This window comes from Nonlabens marinus S1-08, from assembly GCF_000831385.1.
In the GTDB taxonomy this organism is placed as follows: Bacteria; Bacteroidota; Bacteroidia; order Flavobacteriales; family Flavobacteriaceae; genus Nonlabens; species Nonlabens marinus.
The window spans coordinates 98,372-116,634 of record NZ_AP014548.1 but is presented as its reverse complement, the minus strand read 5'-3'; the positions used below and the strand labels follow the sequence as shown (position 1 = coordinate 116,634).

The 18,263-nt window shown below is 39.1% G+C and carries 17 protein-coding genes; 12 read left to right on the top strand and 5 right to left on the bottom strand.

Translation table 11 applies throughout. The annotated features are described in order from the left end of the window. Nucleotides 1-23 precede the first annotated feature (23 nt). Together NMS_RS00550 and NMS_RS00545 are read right to left on the bottom strand one after the other, a co-directional pair. Entirely contained in the window at nucleotides 24-980 is a 957-nt protein-coding gene (locus tag NMS_RS00550; protein ID WP_041494870.1) for a transketolase family protein, read from the bottom strand. 33 nt (nucleotides 981-1,013) lie between these two features. Then, a complete protein-coding gene (locus NMS_RS00545; RefSeq protein WP_041494869.1) occupies nucleotides 1,014-1,859 on the bottom strand; it encodes a transketolase in 846 nt (281 codons plus the stop codon). A 539-nt stretch (nucleotides 1,860-2,398) separates the two neighbouring features. Here NMS_RS00545 and tgt point away from each other — a divergent pair. The 6 genes from tgt (at nucleotide 2,399) to NMS_RS00515 (ending at nucleotide 9,827) form a co-directional block, all read left to right on the top strand. Continuing rightward, entirely contained in the window at nucleotides 2,399-3,529 is a 1,131-nt protein-coding gene (tgt, locus tag NMS_RS00540) for a tRNA guanosine(34) transglycosylase Tgt (RefSeq protein ID WP_041497337.1), read from the top strand. Next, entirely contained in the window at nucleotides 3,530-4,600 is a 1,071-nt protein-coding gene (locus tag NMS_RS00535; protein WP_041494867.1) for an LptF/LptG family permease, read from the top strand. It abuts the gene before it with no gap. Continuing rightward, the gene (locus tag NMS_RS00530) at nucleotides 4,587-5,513 is read left to right on the top strand and encodes a DMT family transporter (RefSeq protein ID WP_041494866.1); all 927 of its coding nucleotides are present in this window, start codon (nucleotides 4,587-4,589) and stop codon (nucleotides 5,511-5,513) included. Before NMS_RS00535 ends, NMS_RS00530 begins: the two co-directional genes overlap by 14 nt. A 143-nt stretch (nucleotides 5,514-5,656) precedes the next feature. Continuing rightward, nucleotides 5,657-6,610 carry an acetyl-CoA carboxylase carboxyltransferase subunit alpha gene (locus tag NMS_RS00525; protein ID WP_041494865.1) on the top strand — a complete coding sequence of 318 codons (954 nt, stop codon included), beginning with the start codon at nucleotides 5,657-5,659 and terminating at the stop codon, nucleotides 6,608-6,610. Between the two features lie 270 nt (nucleotides 6,611-6,880). Next, a complete protein-coding gene (gene dnaB / locus NMS_RS00520; RefSeq protein WP_052476618.1) occupies nucleotides 6,881-8,431 on the top strand; it encodes a replicative DNA helicase in 1,551 nt (516 codons plus the stop codon). A gap of 169 nt (nucleotides 8,432-8,600) precedes the next feature. Continuing rightward, nucleotides 8,601-9,827, top strand: coding sequence for an asparagine synthetase B (locus NMS_RS00515; protein ID WP_394330691.1), 1,227 nt, complete (start codon nucleotides 8,601-8,603; stop codon nucleotides 9,825-9,827). Here NMS_RS00515 and NMS_RS00510 read toward each other — a convergent pair. Continuing rightward, nucleotides 9,824-11,224, bottom strand: coding sequence for an exonuclease domain-containing protein (locus NMS_RS00510; RefSeq protein ID WP_041494864.1), 1,401 nt, complete (start codon nucleotides 11,222-11,224; stop codon nucleotides 9,824-9,826). The two genes, NMS_RS00515 and NMS_RS00510, sit on opposite strands and share 4 nt — an antisense overlap. 172 nt (nucleotides 11,225-11,396) lie before the next feature. Here NMS_RS00510 and NMS_RS00505 point away from each other — a divergent pair, with 172 nt between their 5' ends. The 4 genes from NMS_RS00505 (at nucleotide 11,397) to NMS_RS13345 (ending at nucleotide 15,223) form a co-directional block, all read left to right on the top strand. Then, a complete protein-coding gene (locus NMS_RS00505; protein WP_041494863.1) occupies nucleotides 11,397-11,870 on the top strand; it encodes a ferritin-like domain-containing protein in 474 nt (157 codons plus the stop codon). 144 nt (nucleotides 11,871-12,014) lie between these two features. After that, nucleotides 12,015-12,437 carry a hypothetical protein gene (locus tag NMS_RS00500; RefSeq protein ID WP_041494862.1) on the top strand — a complete coding sequence of 141 codons (423 nt, stop codon included), beginning with the start codon at nucleotides 12,015-12,017 and terminating at the stop codon, nucleotides 12,435-12,437. 369 nt (nucleotides 12,438-12,806) lie between these two features. Continuing rightward, nucleotides 12,807-14,540, top strand: coding sequence for a sensor histidine kinase (locus NMS_RS00495; protein ID WP_158448940.1), 1,734 nt, complete (start codon nucleotides 12,807-12,809; stop codon nucleotides 14,538-14,540). Between the two features lie 5 nt (nucleotides 14,541-14,545). Further along, the gene (locus NMS_RS13345) at nucleotides 14,546-15,223 is read left to right on the top strand and encodes a response regulator (RefSeq protein ID WP_052476617.1); all 678 of its coding nucleotides are present in this window, start codon (nucleotides 14,546-14,548) and stop codon (nucleotides 15,221-15,223) included. A gap of 134 nt (nucleotides 15,224-15,357) precedes the next feature. Here the strand turns inward: NMS_RS13345 and NMS_RS00485 are convergent, their stop codons facing one another. Then, on the bottom strand, nucleotides 15,358-16,197 hold the full coding sequence (locus NMS_RS00485) for a bacteriorhodopsin (protein ID WP_041494860.1): 840 nt from the start codon (nucleotides 16,195-16,197) through the stop codon (nucleotides 15,358-15,360). A 289-nt stretch (nucleotides 16,198-16,486) separates the two neighbouring features. On the opposite strand from NMS_RS00485, the gene NMS_RS13340 reads away from it, so the two are divergent. Continuing rightward, nucleotides 16,487-16,906: a BLUF domain-containing protein gene (locus NMS_RS13340; RefSeq protein ID WP_052476615.1), complete on the top strand. Its 420-nt coding sequence runs from the start codon at nucleotides 16,487-16,489 to the stop codon at nucleotides 16,904-16,906. 99 nt (nucleotides 16,907-17,005) lie between these two features. Beyond that, the gene (locus tag NMS_RS00475) at nucleotides 17,006-17,437 is read left to right on the top strand and encodes a BLUF domain-containing protein (RefSeq protein WP_041494859.1); all 432 of its coding nucleotides are present in this window, start codon (nucleotides 17,006-17,008) and stop codon (nucleotides 17,435-17,437) included. Here NMS_RS00475 and NMS_RS00470 read toward each other — a convergent pair. Beyond that, complete coding sequence (locus tag NMS_RS00470) at nucleotides 17,434-18,090, bottom strand: glycosyltransferase (protein ID WP_231862347.1); 657 nt, start codon at nucleotides 18,088-18,090, stop codon at nucleotides 17,434-17,436. The two genes, NMS_RS00475 and NMS_RS00470, sit on opposite strands and share 4 nt — an antisense overlap. Nucleotides 18,091-18,263: the final 173 nt, after the last annotated feature.

Here is an 18,263-nt window from a genome sequence, read left to right as displayed (position 1 = left end):
TTTTTATGAGTATTTTTTAATACTTATTTCTTACGCTTGATAACTGCTTCAGCTTTCAAGGTAATGTTTTCAGCATTTAAACCATATTTCTCTAGCAACTGCTCTGGAGTTCCACTCTCACCAAAGGTGTCTTGAGTAGCTACAAACTCTTGTGGGGTAGGCGTGTGTTGCGCTAATGTTCTAGCGACACTTTCTCCTAGTCCACCCATATAGTTATGCTCTTCCGCAGTTACGATACAGCCTGTTTTCTTTACAGAATTAATAATCGCTTCCTCATCAAGAGGCTTGATGGTGTGGATGTTGATGACCTCTGCACTGATTCCTTTTTCATTTAAGGCTTTCGCAGCTTCTAGTGCTTCCCAGACTAAGTGTCCTGTCGCTACAATCGTAACGTCTGTACCTTCAGTTAAAATCACGGCCTTACCAATTTTGAACTCTCCGTTCTCAGGAGTGAAGTTCGCCACCTTAGGACGGCCAAATCTCAAGTATACTGGCCCGTGATGGTCTGCAATAGCTAGAGTTGCTGCTTTAGTCTGGTTGAAATCACAAGTGTTGATCACTGTCATTCCTGGCAACATTTTCATTAACCCAATATCTTCTAGGATCTGGTGGGTTGCTCCATCTTCTCCCAGCGTCAATCCAGAGTGCGAAGCGCAAATCTTCACGTTTTTATCAGAGTAAGCGATGCTTTGTCTAATCTGGTCGTAAACACGACCCGTTGAGAAGTTTGCAAAAGTTCCTGTAAAAGGAATTTTTCCTCCTATGGTCATTCCAGCTGCTATACTCATCATGTTAGCCTCCGCAATTCCTACTTGAAAAAACCGATCTGGATGTGCGTCAGCAAACGCGTTCATTTTTAGAGAGCCTGTGAGGTCAGCACAAAGTGCTACTACATTTTCATTGCTGTTTCCCAATTCTTCCAGTCCAGCGCCGAATCCTGATCTTGTGTCCTTATTTCCTGTATTTGTATATGTCTTCATAAATGCGTCCCGTGATTCACGGTCGTTTTTTGATTAATAGTCGCCCAGTGTTTCAGGGTTTTGCTTCAGTGCTTCCGCAAGTTGCTCATCGTTAGGCGCGATACCGTGCCACTCGTGTGAGCCCATCATAAAGTCTACTCCATGTCCCATCACAGTATGTAGCAGAATGCATATAGGAGTTCGCTTTCGCGAAAGCGAGATAGCCTCCTTAATTCCTGCAATAACAGATTCCATGTCATTTCCTTTACTTACGGTAACTACATTCCAGCCAAAAGCTTCAAACTTTTTACGGAGGTCGCCCAATGTGAGTACGGTGTCTGTACTACCATCAATCTGCTGACCGTTTACATCGATAGTCGCGATAAGATTGTCCACGTGGTTTGCGCTAGCATACATTGCAGCTTCCCAGATCTGACCTTCTTGCAATTCACCATCACCGTGAAGGGTAAAAACAGTTTTGTCATCGCCATTCAGCTTTTTAGTAAGCGCTGCGCCTATTCCCACACTCATTCCCTGACCTAGAGAACCACTTGCAATTCGTACTCCAGGGAGTCCTTCATGAGTAGTTGGGTGGCCTTGTAATCTGGAATTCAGTTTACGGAAGGTATTCAATTCTTCCTTTGGAAAATAGCCGGCATGTGCCAAAACGCTATAGAACACGGGAGAAATGTGACCATTGGATAAGAAGAACAGGTCTTGATTTTTTCCATCCATTTGAAAGGAAGGATCGTGATCCATGATCTCATTGTAGAGAGCAACAATAAACTCGGTACAACCTAAGGAACCTCCTGGGTGACCACTGTTGACGGCATGTACTTGACGAACGATGTCGCGGCGTACCTGCGAGACTAAATCTTTTAAGTGCTGTATATCAGCCATTTCTTGAAAATTTGTTAGTAGCTGTAAAGGTAAGTAGTTCCTAAGCCAATGGCTTTTACCTAGATTTTGATTTATTAACGATTTACACGGTTTTGTGAACAACTTTGATAAAATCAAAATCAAAATCAAAATCAAAATCAAAATCAAAATCAAAATCAAAATCAAAATCAAAATCAAACTCGAACTTTAATTTGAAAGGGGAATGACGTGTGACGCTCGTGTTCCCTTCGGGAACTCTCGTGACTTTAGACTAATGACTTTTTCACGTTTGCTGTTCTGGATATCGAACTTCTATACGAAAGTGGTTTTTAAGCCCCTGTTATAACTAAAATCTATTTTTATCATTAATCGAGTACTGGCAAATCAGTAGCCCAGCTGAAAAGGCGTAGGTCGTTTGTCAGTAAGTCAAGTGCGCAGCGATTGACGAGCGAGTTGTATGTCAAGATAATTCTTGAGTCTTATTACTTCGTACTAGATACTTAATACCAATAAGCTTCTCTAAACTTCCTACTAGAAACTTATCTTTGTCCCGCATGAAAATGAAATTTGACCTTTTACAAACAGATGCAAACAGTCAAGCGAGAGCCGGCGTTGTGCATACCGATCATGGCGCAATTGAGACGCCTATATTTATGCCTGTAGGTACCGTGGGTACCGTTAAAGGAGTACATCAACGAGAACTTAAAGAAGATGTAAATCCAGACATCATTCTGGCAAACACCTACCATCTTTACTTAAGACCTGGAATGGAAGTGCTGGAAAAAGCAGGCGGATTACACCAATTTATGAATTGGGATCGACCTATACTTACTGATTCTGGCGGATACCAAGTTTATTCTTTAAGTGCAAATCGCAAGATTAAGGAAGAAGGAGTTAAGTTCAAATCTCATATCGATGGGTCCTACCATACCTTTACTCCAGAGCGTGCTATGGATATACAGCGCAGCATTGGTGCAGACATCATTATGGCTTTTGACGAGTGCACGCCTTATCCTTGTGAGTTTAATTATGCACGACGCAGCATGCACATGACTCACCGCTGGTTGAAAAGATGTATCGAGCGTTTTGACAATACTCCAGATAAGTACGGGTTCACGCAAACCTTGTTTCCAATTATTCAAGGAAGTACCTATACTGATTTAAGAAAGCAAAGTGCCGAATTTGTAGCGAACTGTGACATGGATGCAAATGCCATCGGCGGATTGTCAGTTGGAGAACCAGCAGAGGAGATGTATGCAATGACTGAAGTGGTGACAGCTATACTTCCTAAGGATAAACCACGTTATTTAATGGGGGTGGGAACTCCCATCAACCTACTGGAAAATGTAGCGCTGGGTATAGACATGTTTGATTGTGTAATGCCTACAAGAAACGGTAGGAACGGTATGATATTTACCACTCATGGGAGTATCAATATTAAAAATAAGAAGTGGGAAATGGATTTCAGTCCATTAGATGAAGCTGGATATGCCTGGGTGGACACGGAATATTCTAAGGCTTATGTTAGACATCTATTTACAGTTAATGAGATGTTAGGCCGACAAATTTGTACGATCCACAATCTCGCTTTTTATCTGTGGTTGATGAGGGAAGCGCGCAAGCATATTCTGGCTGGAGATTTTAGAACCTGGAAGGATCAAATGGTCAAACAAATGGATAATAGACTGTAGGTGCTAAGCATACTGGATAAATACATATTAAAGCGATACTTAGGAAGTTTCTTCCTGCTATTGATGCTGTTCTTACCTATCATGGTAACAGTTCACATTGCGGAAAAAATTGGAAAAATACTGGGTCAAGATGTTCCGTTGTCTGAGACAATGGTATACCTGGGTGATTTTACTATGTATTTTACCAATTTTCTCTTTCCTATATTTCTGTTTATTTCAACCATGTTTTTTACCTCTAAGTTGGCTAACAATACAGAGGTCATCGCTTTCCTAAGTTCAGGTGTTTCCTTCAATAGATTCTTGCGCCCCTATATTATAGGAGCAACTATCATTTGCGGTTTAGCTTTACTGCTAAGTACCATCTTTGTTCCAGCAGCGGCATCAGGATTCAATGAATATCAATACAAGTATTTTAAAAAAGGAAGCGAACTAGAAACTACTAACGTTTTCCGGCAAATCAATGACAATGACTATGTCTATGTGAGCAATTACCAGCCTTCCAGTCAACGAGGTTTTGACTTCACACTAGAGCATTTTGAGGACAACGTTTTGAAGTACAAAATATATGCGAATCGCATCAGTTTTGAGGATAGCGTTTATGTGTTGAGTCAATATAAAAAACGCATCATCACTGAAAATGGTGAAATTCTACAAACTCAAAACAGACTCGATACTGTACTCGATTTTGATATTGATGAACTTACACCTACCACTTACATTGCTGAAACCAAATCCTATTCAGACCTCAATGATTTCATCGCACTAGAAGAAAAACGAGGGAATGCTAACATGAACATCTACTATGTGGAGAAGTACAAGCGCATCTCTATTCCTATCAGTGCTTTTATTTTTACGATCATAGCTGTGGCGGTTTCTAGTGTTAAAAAGCGAGGTGGTATGGGAGTGAATCTTGCCATAGGCATTGTCATCGCAATGTCCTACATGTTTCTTGACAAGGTATTTGGGACAATTGCAGAGAAAAGCACCTTCTCCCCATGGATCGCGGTATGGACTCCTAATATTTTCTTTGCCATTGTAGCTTTATTTTTATTGAGAAATGCGCGACGATAGAATAGTCAATTACCTACATCTTCATTTTATTGTTTTTATTTGGGGTTTTACCGCAGTATTGGGAGCGCTTATTAGTATTGATAGTGTGCCTCTTGTCTGGTGGCGTATGGGAATGGCAGTTGTCTTGATATTACTTTATATGAAAGTTAGAGGGATTCCCTTGCAACCCACAGGATCCAACGCTTTGCCACGCAAACGCATTTTAGGTTTTGTAGCCGCAGGCATCGTGATCGCCCTTCACTGGGTGACCTTTTTTGGAGCTATTAAAGTGAGTAATGTGTCGGTAACACTAGCCATGATGAGTACTGGAGCTTTCTTTACCGCCATACTAGAGCCGTTATTTACTCCTAAAAAATTTGTAGGCTACGAATTGATTTTTGGAATCGTCATAATAGGTGCCTTGTATTACATTTTTCAAGTAGAGACGGAATATGTACTGGGAATGATTCTGGGATTGATTAGTGCTTTGTTGAGCGCCACATTTTCAATCATCAATGTCAAATGGGCCAAAGAACACCCACCGTCTACCATTAGTTTTTATGAGCTGCTTAGTGGTGTAGGATTGTTGAGTATCTACTTTTTAATCGTCCCTTCAGACTTTGCACCGCCATCAGCACTCTCTAGTACGGACTGGCTGTGGATAGGCGTTTTGGCCAGTGTTTGTACCGCATACGCATTTATCGCTAGTGTGAAAGTGATGAAATTTTTAAGTGCCTACACCATTATGTTAACCATTAACTTAGAGCCAGTATATGGTATTATCTTGGCCTTCCTTATACTAGGAGATTCAGAGCAAATGACGCCGCAATTCTATATAGGTGCGCTAGTCATAATAGGAGTTATCATTACGAATGGTATCGTCAAAAACAGGATCGCGAGGCGTCAAAAACTTGCTATAAAGAAGCATCCATAACACTTGCAATGGGTTGAGGTTGAGTTCGCTTTCGCGAAAACGGAATTCCCTATATCCCAATTCTTAATATTAGATACTAACAAGCCTACCACACACTGTCTTGTTTTCTTATATTTGTTTATCCCAAAATGGAGATGCCCACAATGGAATACTTAGAATTCGAATTACCTATACAAGAACTGGAAGAAAAATACCAGCAAACCCTAGAGCTAGGAGTGGAAAACGACGTGGACGTTAGCAAGACCATTCAGCAACTAGAGAAAAAATTGAAATCTACTAGGAAGGATATTTACAGCAAATTGACACCTTGGCAAAGAGTCCAAATGTCTCGCCATCCAGATCGTCCTTATACTTTAGATTATATCCAAAGTATTTGTGGTGATACCTGGCTTGAGCTGCATGGAGATCGTAATGTAAAGGACGATAAAGCGATGATAGGTGGTCTAGGAAAGATAGGAGATCAAACCTATATGTTCATAGGACAACAAAAGGGATACAATACAAAGACTAGACAGTACCGCAACTTTGGTATGTCAAACCCTGAAGGATATCGCAAAGCGCTTCGTTTGATGAAAAGTGCAGAGAAATTTGGCATCCCTGTGGTTACCCTCATCGATACTCCAGGAGCCTTTCCAGGATTAGAAGCAGAGGAGCGCGGCCAGGGAGAAGCCATTGCTCGTAATATTCTTGAAATGACCCGCCTTAAGGTGCCTATCATTGTGATGATTATAGGAGAAGGAGCCAGCGGTGGAGCTTTAGGAATAGGTGTAGGAGATAGAGTTGTCATGTTAGAAAATACATGGTACAGTGTTATTTCTCCAGAATCTTGTTCCTCAATATTATGGAGAAGTTGGGAGCACAAAGAAGAAGCTGCAGAAGCTTTGAAGCTGACCAGTAAGGATATGAAGAAATTGAAACTGGTAGACGAGATTCTCAACGAGCCAGAAGGTGGAGCGCATAGAAATCGCGAAGAGATTTTCGTTTCAGTAGCTAAATGTATTGATCGTAACTACCAAGAATTGAAAGATCTTACCCCAACGGAGTTGGTGGAGGAGCGTATGGATAAATATGCCAATATGGGCGTGTTTAAAGGATAAGAATCTAAACCTTGCCGATAATAAAAAAACCAGCCGTTAGGTTGGTTTTTTTCTGTCAAATAGTGAGATTTCTAAGTTATCCGCAATTCAAATCATTCTAATTATTTCTTACAGAATATTCTTACGACCAGCAACAGCGTACTAACGGATGAAGCTTCAAAGCTTTATAGGTTGTTAACAGGTTTTAAACTGAATTTAAGTTGTAATTGTTGATTACCATAAGACAAGGAAACCTTAAAAATCTAAAGCAAACCACTACTTTTGATCTCTATGGAAAAAGTACAAGAACGCGTCTCAATAGTTTCTGGAAACAGTCCAGTGATCTCATTGGAAAAAGGGAAAATACCACCTCAAGCAGTTGATCTTGAGAAGGTTGTATTAGGGGCGTTAATGATTGATGGTAAAGGAGTTGATGAGGTCATCGACTTACTTTCACCTGATGCTTTTTACCACAAAGCACATCAATCCATTTTTGACAGCATTGATAAATTGTTCAAAAGCGGTAGTCCAGTGGATTTATTAACCGTTTCTGCTCAATTGCGTAAGGATGAAAAGTTAGAGTCCGTGGGTGGGGATCATTATCTGGTACAATTGTCCCAAATGGTGAGTTCAACCGCGCATATTGAATTTCACGCGCGCATCATTCTGCAAAAATTCATTCAGCGCAGTTTGATTAAAATCTCTACCGAGATTATTAATGATTCATACGAAGAGTCTACCGATGTTTTTGACCTACTCGATAAGGCCGAATCAAAACTATATGAGGTAGCACAAGGAAACATACGTAAGAGTACAGAAACTGCTATGGACCTAGTACGTCAGGCAAAACAGCGTATTGAAGAAATTGCAAACCGCGATGGTCTTAGTGGAATCCCTACTGGTTTTACAGATCTGGATCGTTTGACCAGTGGATGGCAGCCTAGTGATTTAATTATCGTTGCGGCTCGTCCAGGTATGGGTAAAACAGCATTTACATTGTCCATGGCACGTAATATAGCAGTAGGAAGCAACATCCCAGTGGCATTCTTCTCACTAGAGATGAGCAGTGTACAGTTGATTACCCGTTTAATATCATCAGAAACTGGTTTGTCTTCAGAGAAATTGCGTACGGGTAAACTCGAACCTCACGAGTGGGAACAACTCAATGTTAAAGTAAAAGACCTAGAGCGAGCTCCAATTTTTATCGACGATACTCCATCACTCTCTATTTTTGACCTTAGAGCAAAGTGTAGAAGGCTGGCGTCGCAACATGGTATTAAGCTCATCATGATTGATTATTTGCAGTTAATGACCGCTCAAACGAATGCTAAAGGTGGAAATCGCGAACAAGAAATTTCCACCATCTCTCGTAACTTGAAAGCATTAGCTAAAGAATTGGAGGTGCCCGTGATTGCACTATCCCAGTTGTCGCGTGCAGTTGAAACTCGTGGTGGCAGCAAGCGTCCCTTGCTTTCTGACCTTAGGGAATCTGGAGCAATCGAGCAGGATGCAGATATTGTTTCCTTCATTTATCGTCCAGAATACTACAACCTGGAAGAATGGGATGATGACGATCGAACTCCTACTAAGGATCAGGCAGAATTTATCGTGGCAAAACACCGGAACGGTGCGACAGACTCCATTAGATTGAAGTTCTTGGGTCAATTCGGTAAATTTGATAATCTAGATCAGTTTTTCAGTACCCCACAGGAATTTGGCTCTAAGATGAATGCCGCAAACGACGATACCATGAAGCCAGAATTTCCAGCGCCTCGTTTTGGAAATCCTAACGACGCTTTTGATGGCCCTAAAAGTGAGGATGATGATGGCCTTGCATTTTAGGGGAACTGGCAAGAAAATTGCGAATAGCTTTTCATAATTGTATATTGCTGTAGGTGGAGAAGTTCGCTTTCGCGAAAGCGAAATACCGCTCACCGCTCCTACAAAACACTAGAGTTAACAACAGTAGATCATTTTGATGTCTCGCTTATTCCTTGTTTTTAGTTTTTTGATGTTTGGTCAAGCAGCCCTGAGTCAGTATTTACTGGTACCCATGGACGCTGAAACTCAAACGGATCACCTAAAAGCGTACGGAATTTCTTATTGGCTTCTTGCAAAGGGCACTAAAGTCAAGTGGTTACTCAATTATCGCGGTGGATCTTTCTTAATTCCTGAGACTGAAGAGTTCAAAAAAGAACTTGTTGTAAGAGGGGTTTCCTTCGAACCCATGTCAGAAGGCGAGGTTTCTTCACTTCTAGAATTTATTGCCAGCCCTTCACAAAACATGCAGGAGGTTCTTTTAGAAAAAGCACCTAAGATTGCAGTCTACACCCCCACAGGTAAAGCGCCTTGGGATGATGCGGTTACCATGGTGCTGACGTATGCCGAGATTCCTTATGAGAAAGTGTATGACACCGAAGTTTTGGCAGATGAATTGTTGCTCTACGACTGGTTGCACTTGCACCATGAAGATTTTACAGGTCAATACGGTAAATTTTATCGTAGTTACCGTACCGCACCTTGGTATATTGAGGAGAAACAAAATGCAGAAGCCCTTGCAAATGAATTAGGATTCTCTAAAGTCAGTGAAGAGAAGCGAGCAGTGGCGTTGAAAATACGGGATTATGTAGTTGGCGGTGGGTTTATGTTTGCTATGTGCAGCGCTACAGACAGTTTTGACATTGCCCTTGCGGCAGAAGGTATTGATATTGCGGAAACCATGTTTGACGGCGACCCATCAGAGGCGGACTACCAAAACAAAATTGATTACTCTAAAACTTTTGCGTTCACTGATTTCCAACTCGAACGTTCACCTATGGTATACGAATTCAGTTCCATTGATATGACTGCTAAACGCAGGATTGATAAAGAGCGAGATTACTTCTCCTTAATGGACTTTAGCGCTAAGTGGGACCCAATACCTACCATGCTCAATCAAAATCACACCAGCCTGGTCAAGGGTTTTATGGGGCAAACCACCAGCTATGATCGAGAAGAGGTTAAGAAAAATGTATTGGTATTAGGTGAAAATAAATCCAATCAGGAAGCAAGATACATTCACGGTATACGCGGCAAAGGCTTCTTCACCTTTTATGGAGGCCATGATCCAGAAGATTACCAGCATCGCGTAGGTGACCCACCAACGGAACTAAGTTTGCACCCCAATTCCCCAGGATATCGCTTGATCCTTAATAACGTATTATTCCCAGCGGCTAAAAAGAAAAAGCAGAAAACCTAAGCGCTTAGTTGATCTAGAGAAACTACATTGCGCATCTCATTCTTTCTCAAATAGGTATTGATGATTTGATACGTGTGATAATTGGGTGTTTTGCGCTCAATAAAAGTTTCACATTCATCAATGCTGTTTACTGCTACATCATGGTCAACATAGCCATAACCTTGATAACACCCATCCTTAATCAAGACAAAACAGTTCTCACTTTTAGTCCGTCCAGATTCCTTGATGATAAAGGTAGGTTTGTCATTTTGTAGCCCATCAATAGCTGCGTTCACTTTGGTATTATAGTGATCCACCTCTTCTTCTCCAGCGCATATACCCTCACAATCGCGCAGCTTGTAATGTGTGCAGCGACCAGTTGTAATTTGTAAGGAGCAGTACCGTGGGCACAATTGAAATTCTTCACACATCCATTCCAGTTTTTCTACCGCTTGTGCCCTGTTATAAAAAGTAATCACAGAATAATCAAAGGATTTTGAAACCGCTACAGCTAGCTGGATTATCCCACGCTGATTTTTATAGGAGATAATTTGATAAGTGTTCCTAGGTTTTTTTTGAGCACTATTGAATTTTGGATAAAAGTGCCGGATCAAATCAGCTTCTCTAAGTAATGCGACAGCCTCGTTACCTGTTTCCTCAAAATCAATATGGTACATCTCTTGCCCCATGAGATAGGATTTACTTTTTTTAGTGTAAAAATGCGACAGTACTCTTTTCTTGATATTGATCGCCTTACCTACATAAATCACTTTGTGAGACTGGTCCTTGAAAAGGTACACCCCTGGTGTGGCTGGCAACTCATCAAACTGGGCTTTGGGAACGTGTGGTGGCAAAGTACTTTCCTTACTTTTAGTGTTTAAAAAGGATTGAATAACTTCAAAATCGTCATCCAGCGATAACAGTCGTTGAAAAAGTATAACCGTCGCATCTGTATCACCTTCAGCGCGATGGCGATTGTCTAGCGGGATACTTAAAGAGTAGCATAATCTCCCAAGACTGTATGAAGATTTGTTGGGAAGCAGCTTTCGCGAAAGCCTAACTGTACACAATCTCTTGCTAGTAAAATCAATCTCTAAGCGTTTAAACTCATTGCGGATTACATTGTAGTCAAAGCCGACATTATGGGCTACAAAAATAGCGTCTTTGAAAAAGACCAAAACATCTTGTGCAATCTCTGAAAATAATGGTGCCGAATCCACCATCGAGTCGTCAATGCCGGTAAGTTGAGTAATAAATCCAGGTATAGGTTGTTGCGGATTCACCAAACTTACAAATTTGTCAAGTACTTGATTGTTTTGCATCCGCACGATGCAAATTTCAGTAATGCGGTTACCTCCTAGACCTTTTCCAGTGGTTTCTACATCTACAACAGCGTAGATTTGATTTTCCAAATTCATAACGCAAAGATACTTTTAGAACTTGGAATTGTTCCTAAAATGACAATTATTTTGGAACTATTCCTTTTTATGTATGCCAAGCATCCTTATCGTTAAAGAGGTGTGAATTGGATTTTTATTGTAGAAAATGCTATGGTGGTCTTACTATCTTACTAATTAACAAAAAACATATATGGAAACCACTAGAGAAGCAGCACATAAAAAATTACACGATCACACGGTATCTGAACTGAACCAATTATTGGAAAAAAGTTATGATGCAGAGAAGGGTTATAAGAATGCCATTGAGAATGTAGAATCTGCAAGATTAAAAAGATTCTTTCAAGAAAGAGCAGCAGAAAGAAGCCATTTTACAACTGAACTGCATAATGAACTGCATCAGTTGAATGAAGAGCCAAAAACGAAAGGTTCTGTAACTGGAGCGATCCACCGTACTTGGATGGATATTAAAACCAGCTGGACACAAGAAAATGAGGAAAATATTTTAGAGGAGTGTATACGTGGAGAAAAAGCTAGTGTAGAAGAATATAAGGAAGCTTTGAAAGGAGAAACGCTACTCGCAGAAGTAGTGCCGATCATTAAAGGACAACTGTCACGTATTGAAACTACCCTCAATACAGTGAAAAGACTTGAAGATTTGAAATAGTAGTACCTTAGGTGTACATTTAAAGCCTGGTCTAATGATTTAGATCAGGCTTTCATTTTTAAAAACTAACCTATGAAAATGTATCCTATTTTATGTAGCATCACAATCTTGTTCTCATCAACGATTCTAGCACAGACTCACGACATGAATTCATCTACCGCAGTTACTCTGCCAACGTATGAATATCAAACAGTTACTGTAGTTGAATCGATTATCCCTAGTGGTTTAGGGAGATCGCGAATGATTTCAAGTGAAGAAACTCGCAACTATCAAGACTTTACTAGTTCTCGTAGTGAAGAAGATGATGAGCGTAATAAATCAGACCGCGGCGATATACGCGTTAAAAATTTTGAAGAAACAAAACTGCTCAACTTTTTCAATATTGCAGGTATTCGTTTTCAAAATATTGCCGCAAATGATGTGGTAGTAACATCTAAAATTAACGATATGGCATCTATGGGCTGGGAATTAGCCTTTGTAAATAGTGGTGTCGAAAGTTTTAGTGGAAACGATGATTCTAACGGGATTTTTGTAACTCGTTACATTTTTAAAAGAATACGTAGATAAATCAAAGGTTCATTATTTACCAAAGAAAAAACCAGCCTGAGTGGCTGGTTTATTTGTGTAATTATACCCTTAAAAAGGTCCCTATGTATAACTACTACCCTAAAAAATTGAAGTTAAGCTGTAACCCTTATCTTTATAATTCTCTTTACTTACGTGAATATAAGTAGCTAATTAGGACCAATAAAATTTATGTTCTGAATGCTGGGTTTTTTGTTCTGAATGACAAAAAAGCGAGTTTTCAAAATCAAATTAAATAAATAGTATAGTGTTATTTGTATGATCTTTAATACGTTACATTTTATTTTTAATCTTAGAAGCCAGAAAGATGCAGCCGCAGAGGGTTTTCTGGGGTCTTCGATATTTCTATTGTTGTTTTTGTTTCTGAATGCTCCTAACCTCTACGCACAGAAAGCTCAAGGCAGATATCTTAAAGACCTACCCTTTGAAGTGGTTCAAGAGCGGTTTGAAAAAAAGATTTTTTCTTTTGAAAGAGCCCAATCCTTAATGGGGTTGAACCAGATGTTGCTGGCAGATTTTACACCGCACCAAAAAAACATTCTCAAATCTTATAAGCTCAAGGCCTTAGTAGAACTTCAGTTTTTTGACGACGCTTTGGAACTGGCTAATGAGTTACTTGAACAGCAAGGTTTGACTCAAGAATTGCAAATATCGGTTTTGCTTGAAAAAGCACTGATCTATGAGTTGCTGGATAATTTACCAGAAAGTAAAAAGAACTTAAATAGAGTTGCCAGAATTTATGAAGACACTACCATGGTAAAAGACCAGAACTATGGGAGGTACTTGTACCGTCTATCCTCATGGTACAGAGTAGGTGGCCGGCAAGTCGAATCAGTAGAATGGGCTGAAAATGCCATTGACTATGGTGCCCAAAACAATTTTCTAGACGTGGAGGCTACTGGCAAGCTTTTGATGGGGCTTAACATGGATAGTACTCAGCTAGCTAAAAAGCGTCAGTATTTTTACGATGGACTTCAAATATGGAAAGCCGCTGATAATGAACCAGGTGAGGTTCGCTTGACTTATTTAATAGCTCAGACTTATATTAAAGAAGGAGATTATGAGAATGCTTTTGCTTACAATGACTCTGCTATAGAGCTTATAAACAATAGTAAAACTGATTATTTTAGAGCTACTTTATACCAACAAAAAGCTAAAATATTAGAACTCCAAAATGATATTGCGAACGCATTAGTCTATCAAAAGCTCTATACACAGGAAGAAATTCAAAGCCTGAATAGATCGCGTAAAATGAAGGTGAAGGAGTATGAATATGAATTCAATAAAGAAAAAGCGGTTCTAGAAAACATCAAACTTGCAAGCCAACTTGAGAGTGCTAATACCAATGAAAAACTTCTACTGTACAGCGTATTAGGTTTAGGACTATTTTTAATTTCATTGATTTTGATGTTTTTGACGTTAGCTGCTAGGAACAGAAAGATTAACGATCAAAACTCAAAAATCACTCAATCAAATTTTCAGCTATCTCAAAGCTTAGAAGAAAAGGAATTTCTTCTTCAAGAGGTGAACCATAGAGTAAAGAATAACCTAGCTTTTATCCAAAGTTTGATTGCATTTCAAATGGAAGAAACTAAAATTCCTGAAAGTATCAAAGACTTTATGAGCCTGAATAACCGCATTCAGGCTATAGCTACCGTTCACGATCAGTTTATAGAAGCAAATAGTACCATGGCACATAAAGAGGTGCCGATTCAATCTTACATAGCCGCAATTGCAGATGCATTGATTCAAGTGAATGGTAGTGATTTAGAATACCATCAAGAAATTGGCGATATCAACGTGAACCTAGAAACGGCAGTCCCTATTGGTATTTTAGTCAATGAACTTATTACGAACTCCATTAAGCATGCCCAACCCGTTTCTAAGACCATCTCCATCCAGCTCAACATTTCAGAAGCTGATGATCATTTATCGATCTTTTACAAGGACAACGGGAAGGATTTCATAGAAATGGAAAATGCCCAAACCTTGGGATTATATATTATACAAACAATGGTTCGACAGTTAAGAGGTACAGTAACACGCATAGGCTCTAATTATCAGATAGTAGTAAAAAGAAAATAGGTGCAATGAAAAAAATATTAATTGTCGAGGATGAGCTCATGATAGCTGGAAACTTAGAGCGAATGTTGAAAAAACATGGCTATGAAGTGCCGGCCATTGCTATAGACTTTGATGAAGCTATGGAAGCCCTAGAGCGCGAGCCTTTTGATCTTGTACTACTAGATATCAATCTTTCTGGTGAAAAAGGAGGTATGGATGTGGCACATGAGATCAATAAGCGCTATAAAACTCCATTCATGTACCTCACTTCAAATACAAATAAATCTATTCTAGAAAAACTGAAAGAGACGAAACCTGTGGGCTATCTTTCAAAACCTATACAGTCCGCTACCCTAACTACAAATATTGATATCATTTTTGAAAGTCTGGGACTGCGATCTCGTGAAATAATGATACATATAGGTTCATCAGTTTACTGCTATGAACTTGACGATGTGCTTTATGCGCAGGCAGATCACGTCTATACAGAGCTTTTTCATAAAAATGGATCAGATGTTTTGCGCATTTCTCTACACGGTCTACTTGAAGAGTTTCCCCATCATGAGATGATTAGGGTCAATCGCAGTGTAGCCGTACGCCGCAAGGCCATCGATCGTATGGATAAAACACATGTTTACGTTCAAGACAAAGTCTTCAAAATATCTAGAAGTCTAAGCGACGAGGTTTCTGATGCTTTAGAATAGAGTAATTGTTATTATGGTGTGGTTATGTTCGCTTTCGCGAAAGCGAACTTCAATTAATAAATAACTACACAGTGAGACATAATAAAACTCCAGTAACCTAAATCACTGGAGTTCAATTAATCTTAAGTGTTTACTTATGCTGGCTTATGCTCGTTTTTATTTTTGGTACTCAATGTCATGGCTAGATTTCCTAGCAAGACACCATAAATTACTTTAGAACAAACGTCTGCAATGGTATAGGTGATTTGACGTCCTACCACACCAGATTCATTGTATAAGAATCCATCGATACCTCCTAAATAAGGCATCAGGTAGGCTCCTGGGTATAAGAACCAAGAGATAAGGAAAAGGATCCAGATATTACTCAGTATTTTTTGCCCTTTAGTAGAAATGCCCTCTTTTCCTTCATTGATCACTTTCTTCATTAAATAAAGAATGTGGAAGAAGAATACGGTAGAAATGGCACCCCAAATTAAGAACCAAGTGATATCAGACACTTCATAAAACTGACCAATATATCCTGTAATGATCATCATGGTTCCAGAGAACCAAAACTGATTGCGTATGGAACTAAGTTTTGATTTAGTCAAGGTTACCACAAAAAGTATTTGGAATAATAACATAGGTACATCGATCAACCAGTTGAGATAGCGATATCCATTATTAAAAAGGTCGCCGTCTGGATCTAGGAAGTAGCGTCCTAATTCTATGTCAAATGTGAAACTGCTGGTCCAATTGCCTGCTTGCGCATACAATAAAAGAAATGCAGATACCATTACTACCGCAGATAATATGTTAGACATTTGGAATCTCTTATCCACTTTTTTAATTGTCAGTATAAAATAAAGTAGTCCAGCGAGCATCACTGCGTACCCTAACGTGAGTACATGAGAGGTCATTTGATAAGCCATTTCAGAAAAACCTTCTGAAGCGCCTATGTAATTTTCAAAATTTGAATTGCCTAATTGTTGCATGTTTTTGTTTTTGATGGGTTATTATTATGAAGTAGGAATTAAAGTCATGACCTTAAAGATATTAAGGAATATTTATAAATTTATAATCAATTTTAACAAAAAACAATAGTCAAAAGTAGTCATTGGTAAGCTTTATAATATTTGCAAATGAAGTCTTCCACGTACAATCAAATGCTTCAAGTTTCTAAAATATGCAGGTTTCAGAGAGTCAGATAAATTTTAATTCCAGATATAAAATGGGTCATCAAAAAGGGATGGAATTCTTAAATTGCTAATTTTTGAACAATTAATGACCGATTCATATACCATTTTATACATCAGTAGAGCTGCTGATCAACTTAATGAAATAGATATTCTAGAGTTGCTGGAAAATTCTGAATACCGTAATAACAAGAAAGGACTGAATGGTATTTTACTTTACGGAGAAGGCAGTTTTCTGCAAGTCTTAGAAGGTGAGGAAAGCCTTGTAAAAGAAACATTTGCTAAGATCGAAAAAGACAAAAGGCACGATACACTCATCGTACTTTTTGAAGAGAAAGCTAAGGAAATGGTTTTCCGGAACTATAATTCTAAGTTCAACTTGGTAATCGACAAGTTTGATTGGCTCAATTTAAATGAATATTTAAAACGGAAACGACGCATGGGATTAGAATCTGAAATGGAAGAATTGTTAAGGCCTTTTCTGGAGTCCCGAAACTTTGAAAATTAATTCCATCTTTAAAGGTACTCTGTAAGTATCTATTAACGTCTATTTCCTATACCGCTCTTTTTTATATCTTGTAATTTCATTTTGATCTAATCTAATCTATTGAACCGTATCTATACTATTTGTTATGTAAGTAAATCTGACACAAGCCTCGATGAGACGTCAATTGAAAAGATTTTTGAAAAATCCTGGAAGTACAATAACAGCTGTGATATCAGTGGTGTTTTACTGTATAGCTTCGGTAATTTTTTTCAAGTGCTGGAAGGAAATGAGGAAAGTTTATTAGAGTTGTATGAAAAGATAAAAAATGATGAGCGTCATGATGAGATCTTTGAAGTTTACCACGGTACAACTGCACACCCTATATTTTTGAAATACAAGTCAAAGTTTAATGTTTTAAAAACTTTGGAAGATTTGAAGGCTATCTATTCTTATCTGGAAATGAATAAATCACATCTAGGTAGCGATAAACTCAAGCGATTGTTACAACCCTTCTTAATGATGTATGAGGCTGACGATAAACAAATGGACTAAAGTGTAAATCCAGCGAGAATCACAGCACCTTTTTTGAGAACAACTTGCGTGTCAGGATGAATATATTTAATAGCATTGACTAAGTGGATGATGCCTTTTTGCTGGGTAATGCGTCCTACAAAAAGTACAAATGGCTTTTCTGTATTTATCTGGTGTTTCTTTAACGCACTGGCTTCTGTAGTTTTTTGATATTGTTCTAGGTTGATACCATTATAAATCACTTGGATCTTTTTCTCATCAACGTTGAAGTAGTTCAAGACATCTTCCTTAGTTTCTTTAGACACGGCGATAACGGCATCTGCCATCTCGATAGCCGTTTTTTCAATCCAGGAAGAGGCATCATAGCCTCGGCCCAGTTGATTTCGTTTCCAGGGACGCAGCGGTTCTAAGGAATGAGTAGTCACCACTAAAGGCGTCCCGTAGCAAAGCTTAGCTAGTATACCAGCAAAATGAGAATACCACGTATGACAATGTACCACATCGGCATCCACAGGTTTGATATTCATGTGGGTTCCAGTACTGATGGTTTGTAGAAGTGCTTTTAATTGGGAGTCCGCTTTCGCGAAAGCGTCATTTTCATAATCATAGCCTTCCACACTAGGATTCAAGCCTTTAATGTTCTGATCACCAAAACTGCGTACCTCGATTTCCATCAATTTTGCAAGCTCAGCCGCCATACACACAAGGTGGGTGTTCTCTGGTCAAGAAAAGGGCTTTCATAAATGCAGATTTTGTTCTTTAAATATAGAATTAAATACTTAAGAACCCGCGTGTTGATTAATTGGAGCTTGACTTCTCTAAGCATGTTTGATGGTTCAAAGAATTT

Coding starts and splice junctions, on each gene's coding strand:
- NMS_RS00550 (WP_041494870.1), bottom strand. CDS start 980: ATGAAGACATATACAAATACAGGAAATAAGGACACAAGATCAGGATTC.
- NMS_RS00545 (WP_041494869.1), bottom strand. CDS start 1,859: ATGGCTGATATACAGCACTTAAAAGATTTAGTCTCGCAGGTACGCCGC.
- tgt (WP_041497337.1), top strand. CDS start 2,399: ATGAAATTTGACCTTTTACAAACAGATGCAAACAGTCAAGCGAGAGCC.
- NMS_RS00530 (WP_041494866.1), top strand. CDS start 4,587: ATGCGCGACGATAGAATAGTCAATTACCTACATCTTCATTTTATTGTT.
- NMS_RS00525 (WP_041494865.1), top strand. CDS start 5,657: ATGGAATACTTAGAATTCGAATTACCTATACAAGAACTGGAAGAAAAA.
- dnaB (WP_052476618.1), top strand. CDS start 6,881: ATGGAAAAAGTACAAGAACGCGTCTCAATAGTTTCTGGAAACAGTCCA.
- NMS_RS00515 (WP_394330691.1), top strand. CDS start 8,601: ATGTTTGGTCAAGCAGCCCTGAGTCAGTATTTACTGGTACCCATGGAC.
- NMS_RS00510 (WP_041494864.1), bottom strand. CDS start 11,224: ATGAATTTGGAAAATCAAATCTACGCTGTTGTAGATGTAGAAACCACT.
- NMS_RS00505 (WP_041494863.1), top strand. CDS start 11,397: ATGGAAACCACTAGAGAAGCAGCACATAAAAAATTACACGATCACACG.
- NMS_RS00500 (WP_041494862.1), top strand. CDS start 12,015: ATGAATTCATCTACCGCAGTTACTCTGCCAACGTATGAATATCAAACA.
- NMS_RS13345 (WP_052476617.1), top strand. CDS start 14,546: ATGAAAAAAATATTAATTGTCGAGGATGAGCTCATGATAGCTGGAAAC.
- NMS_RS00485 (WP_041494860.1), bottom strand. CDS start 16,197: ATGCAACAATTAGGCAATTCAAATTTTGAAAATTACATAGGCGCTTCA.
- NMS_RS13340 (WP_052476615.1), top strand. CDS start 16,487: ATGACCGATTCATATACCATTTTATACATCAGTAGAGCTGCTGATCAA.
- NMS_RS00470 (WP_231862347.1), bottom strand. CDS start 18,090: ATGGAAATCGAGGTACGCAGTTTTGGTGATCAGAACATTAAAGGCTTG.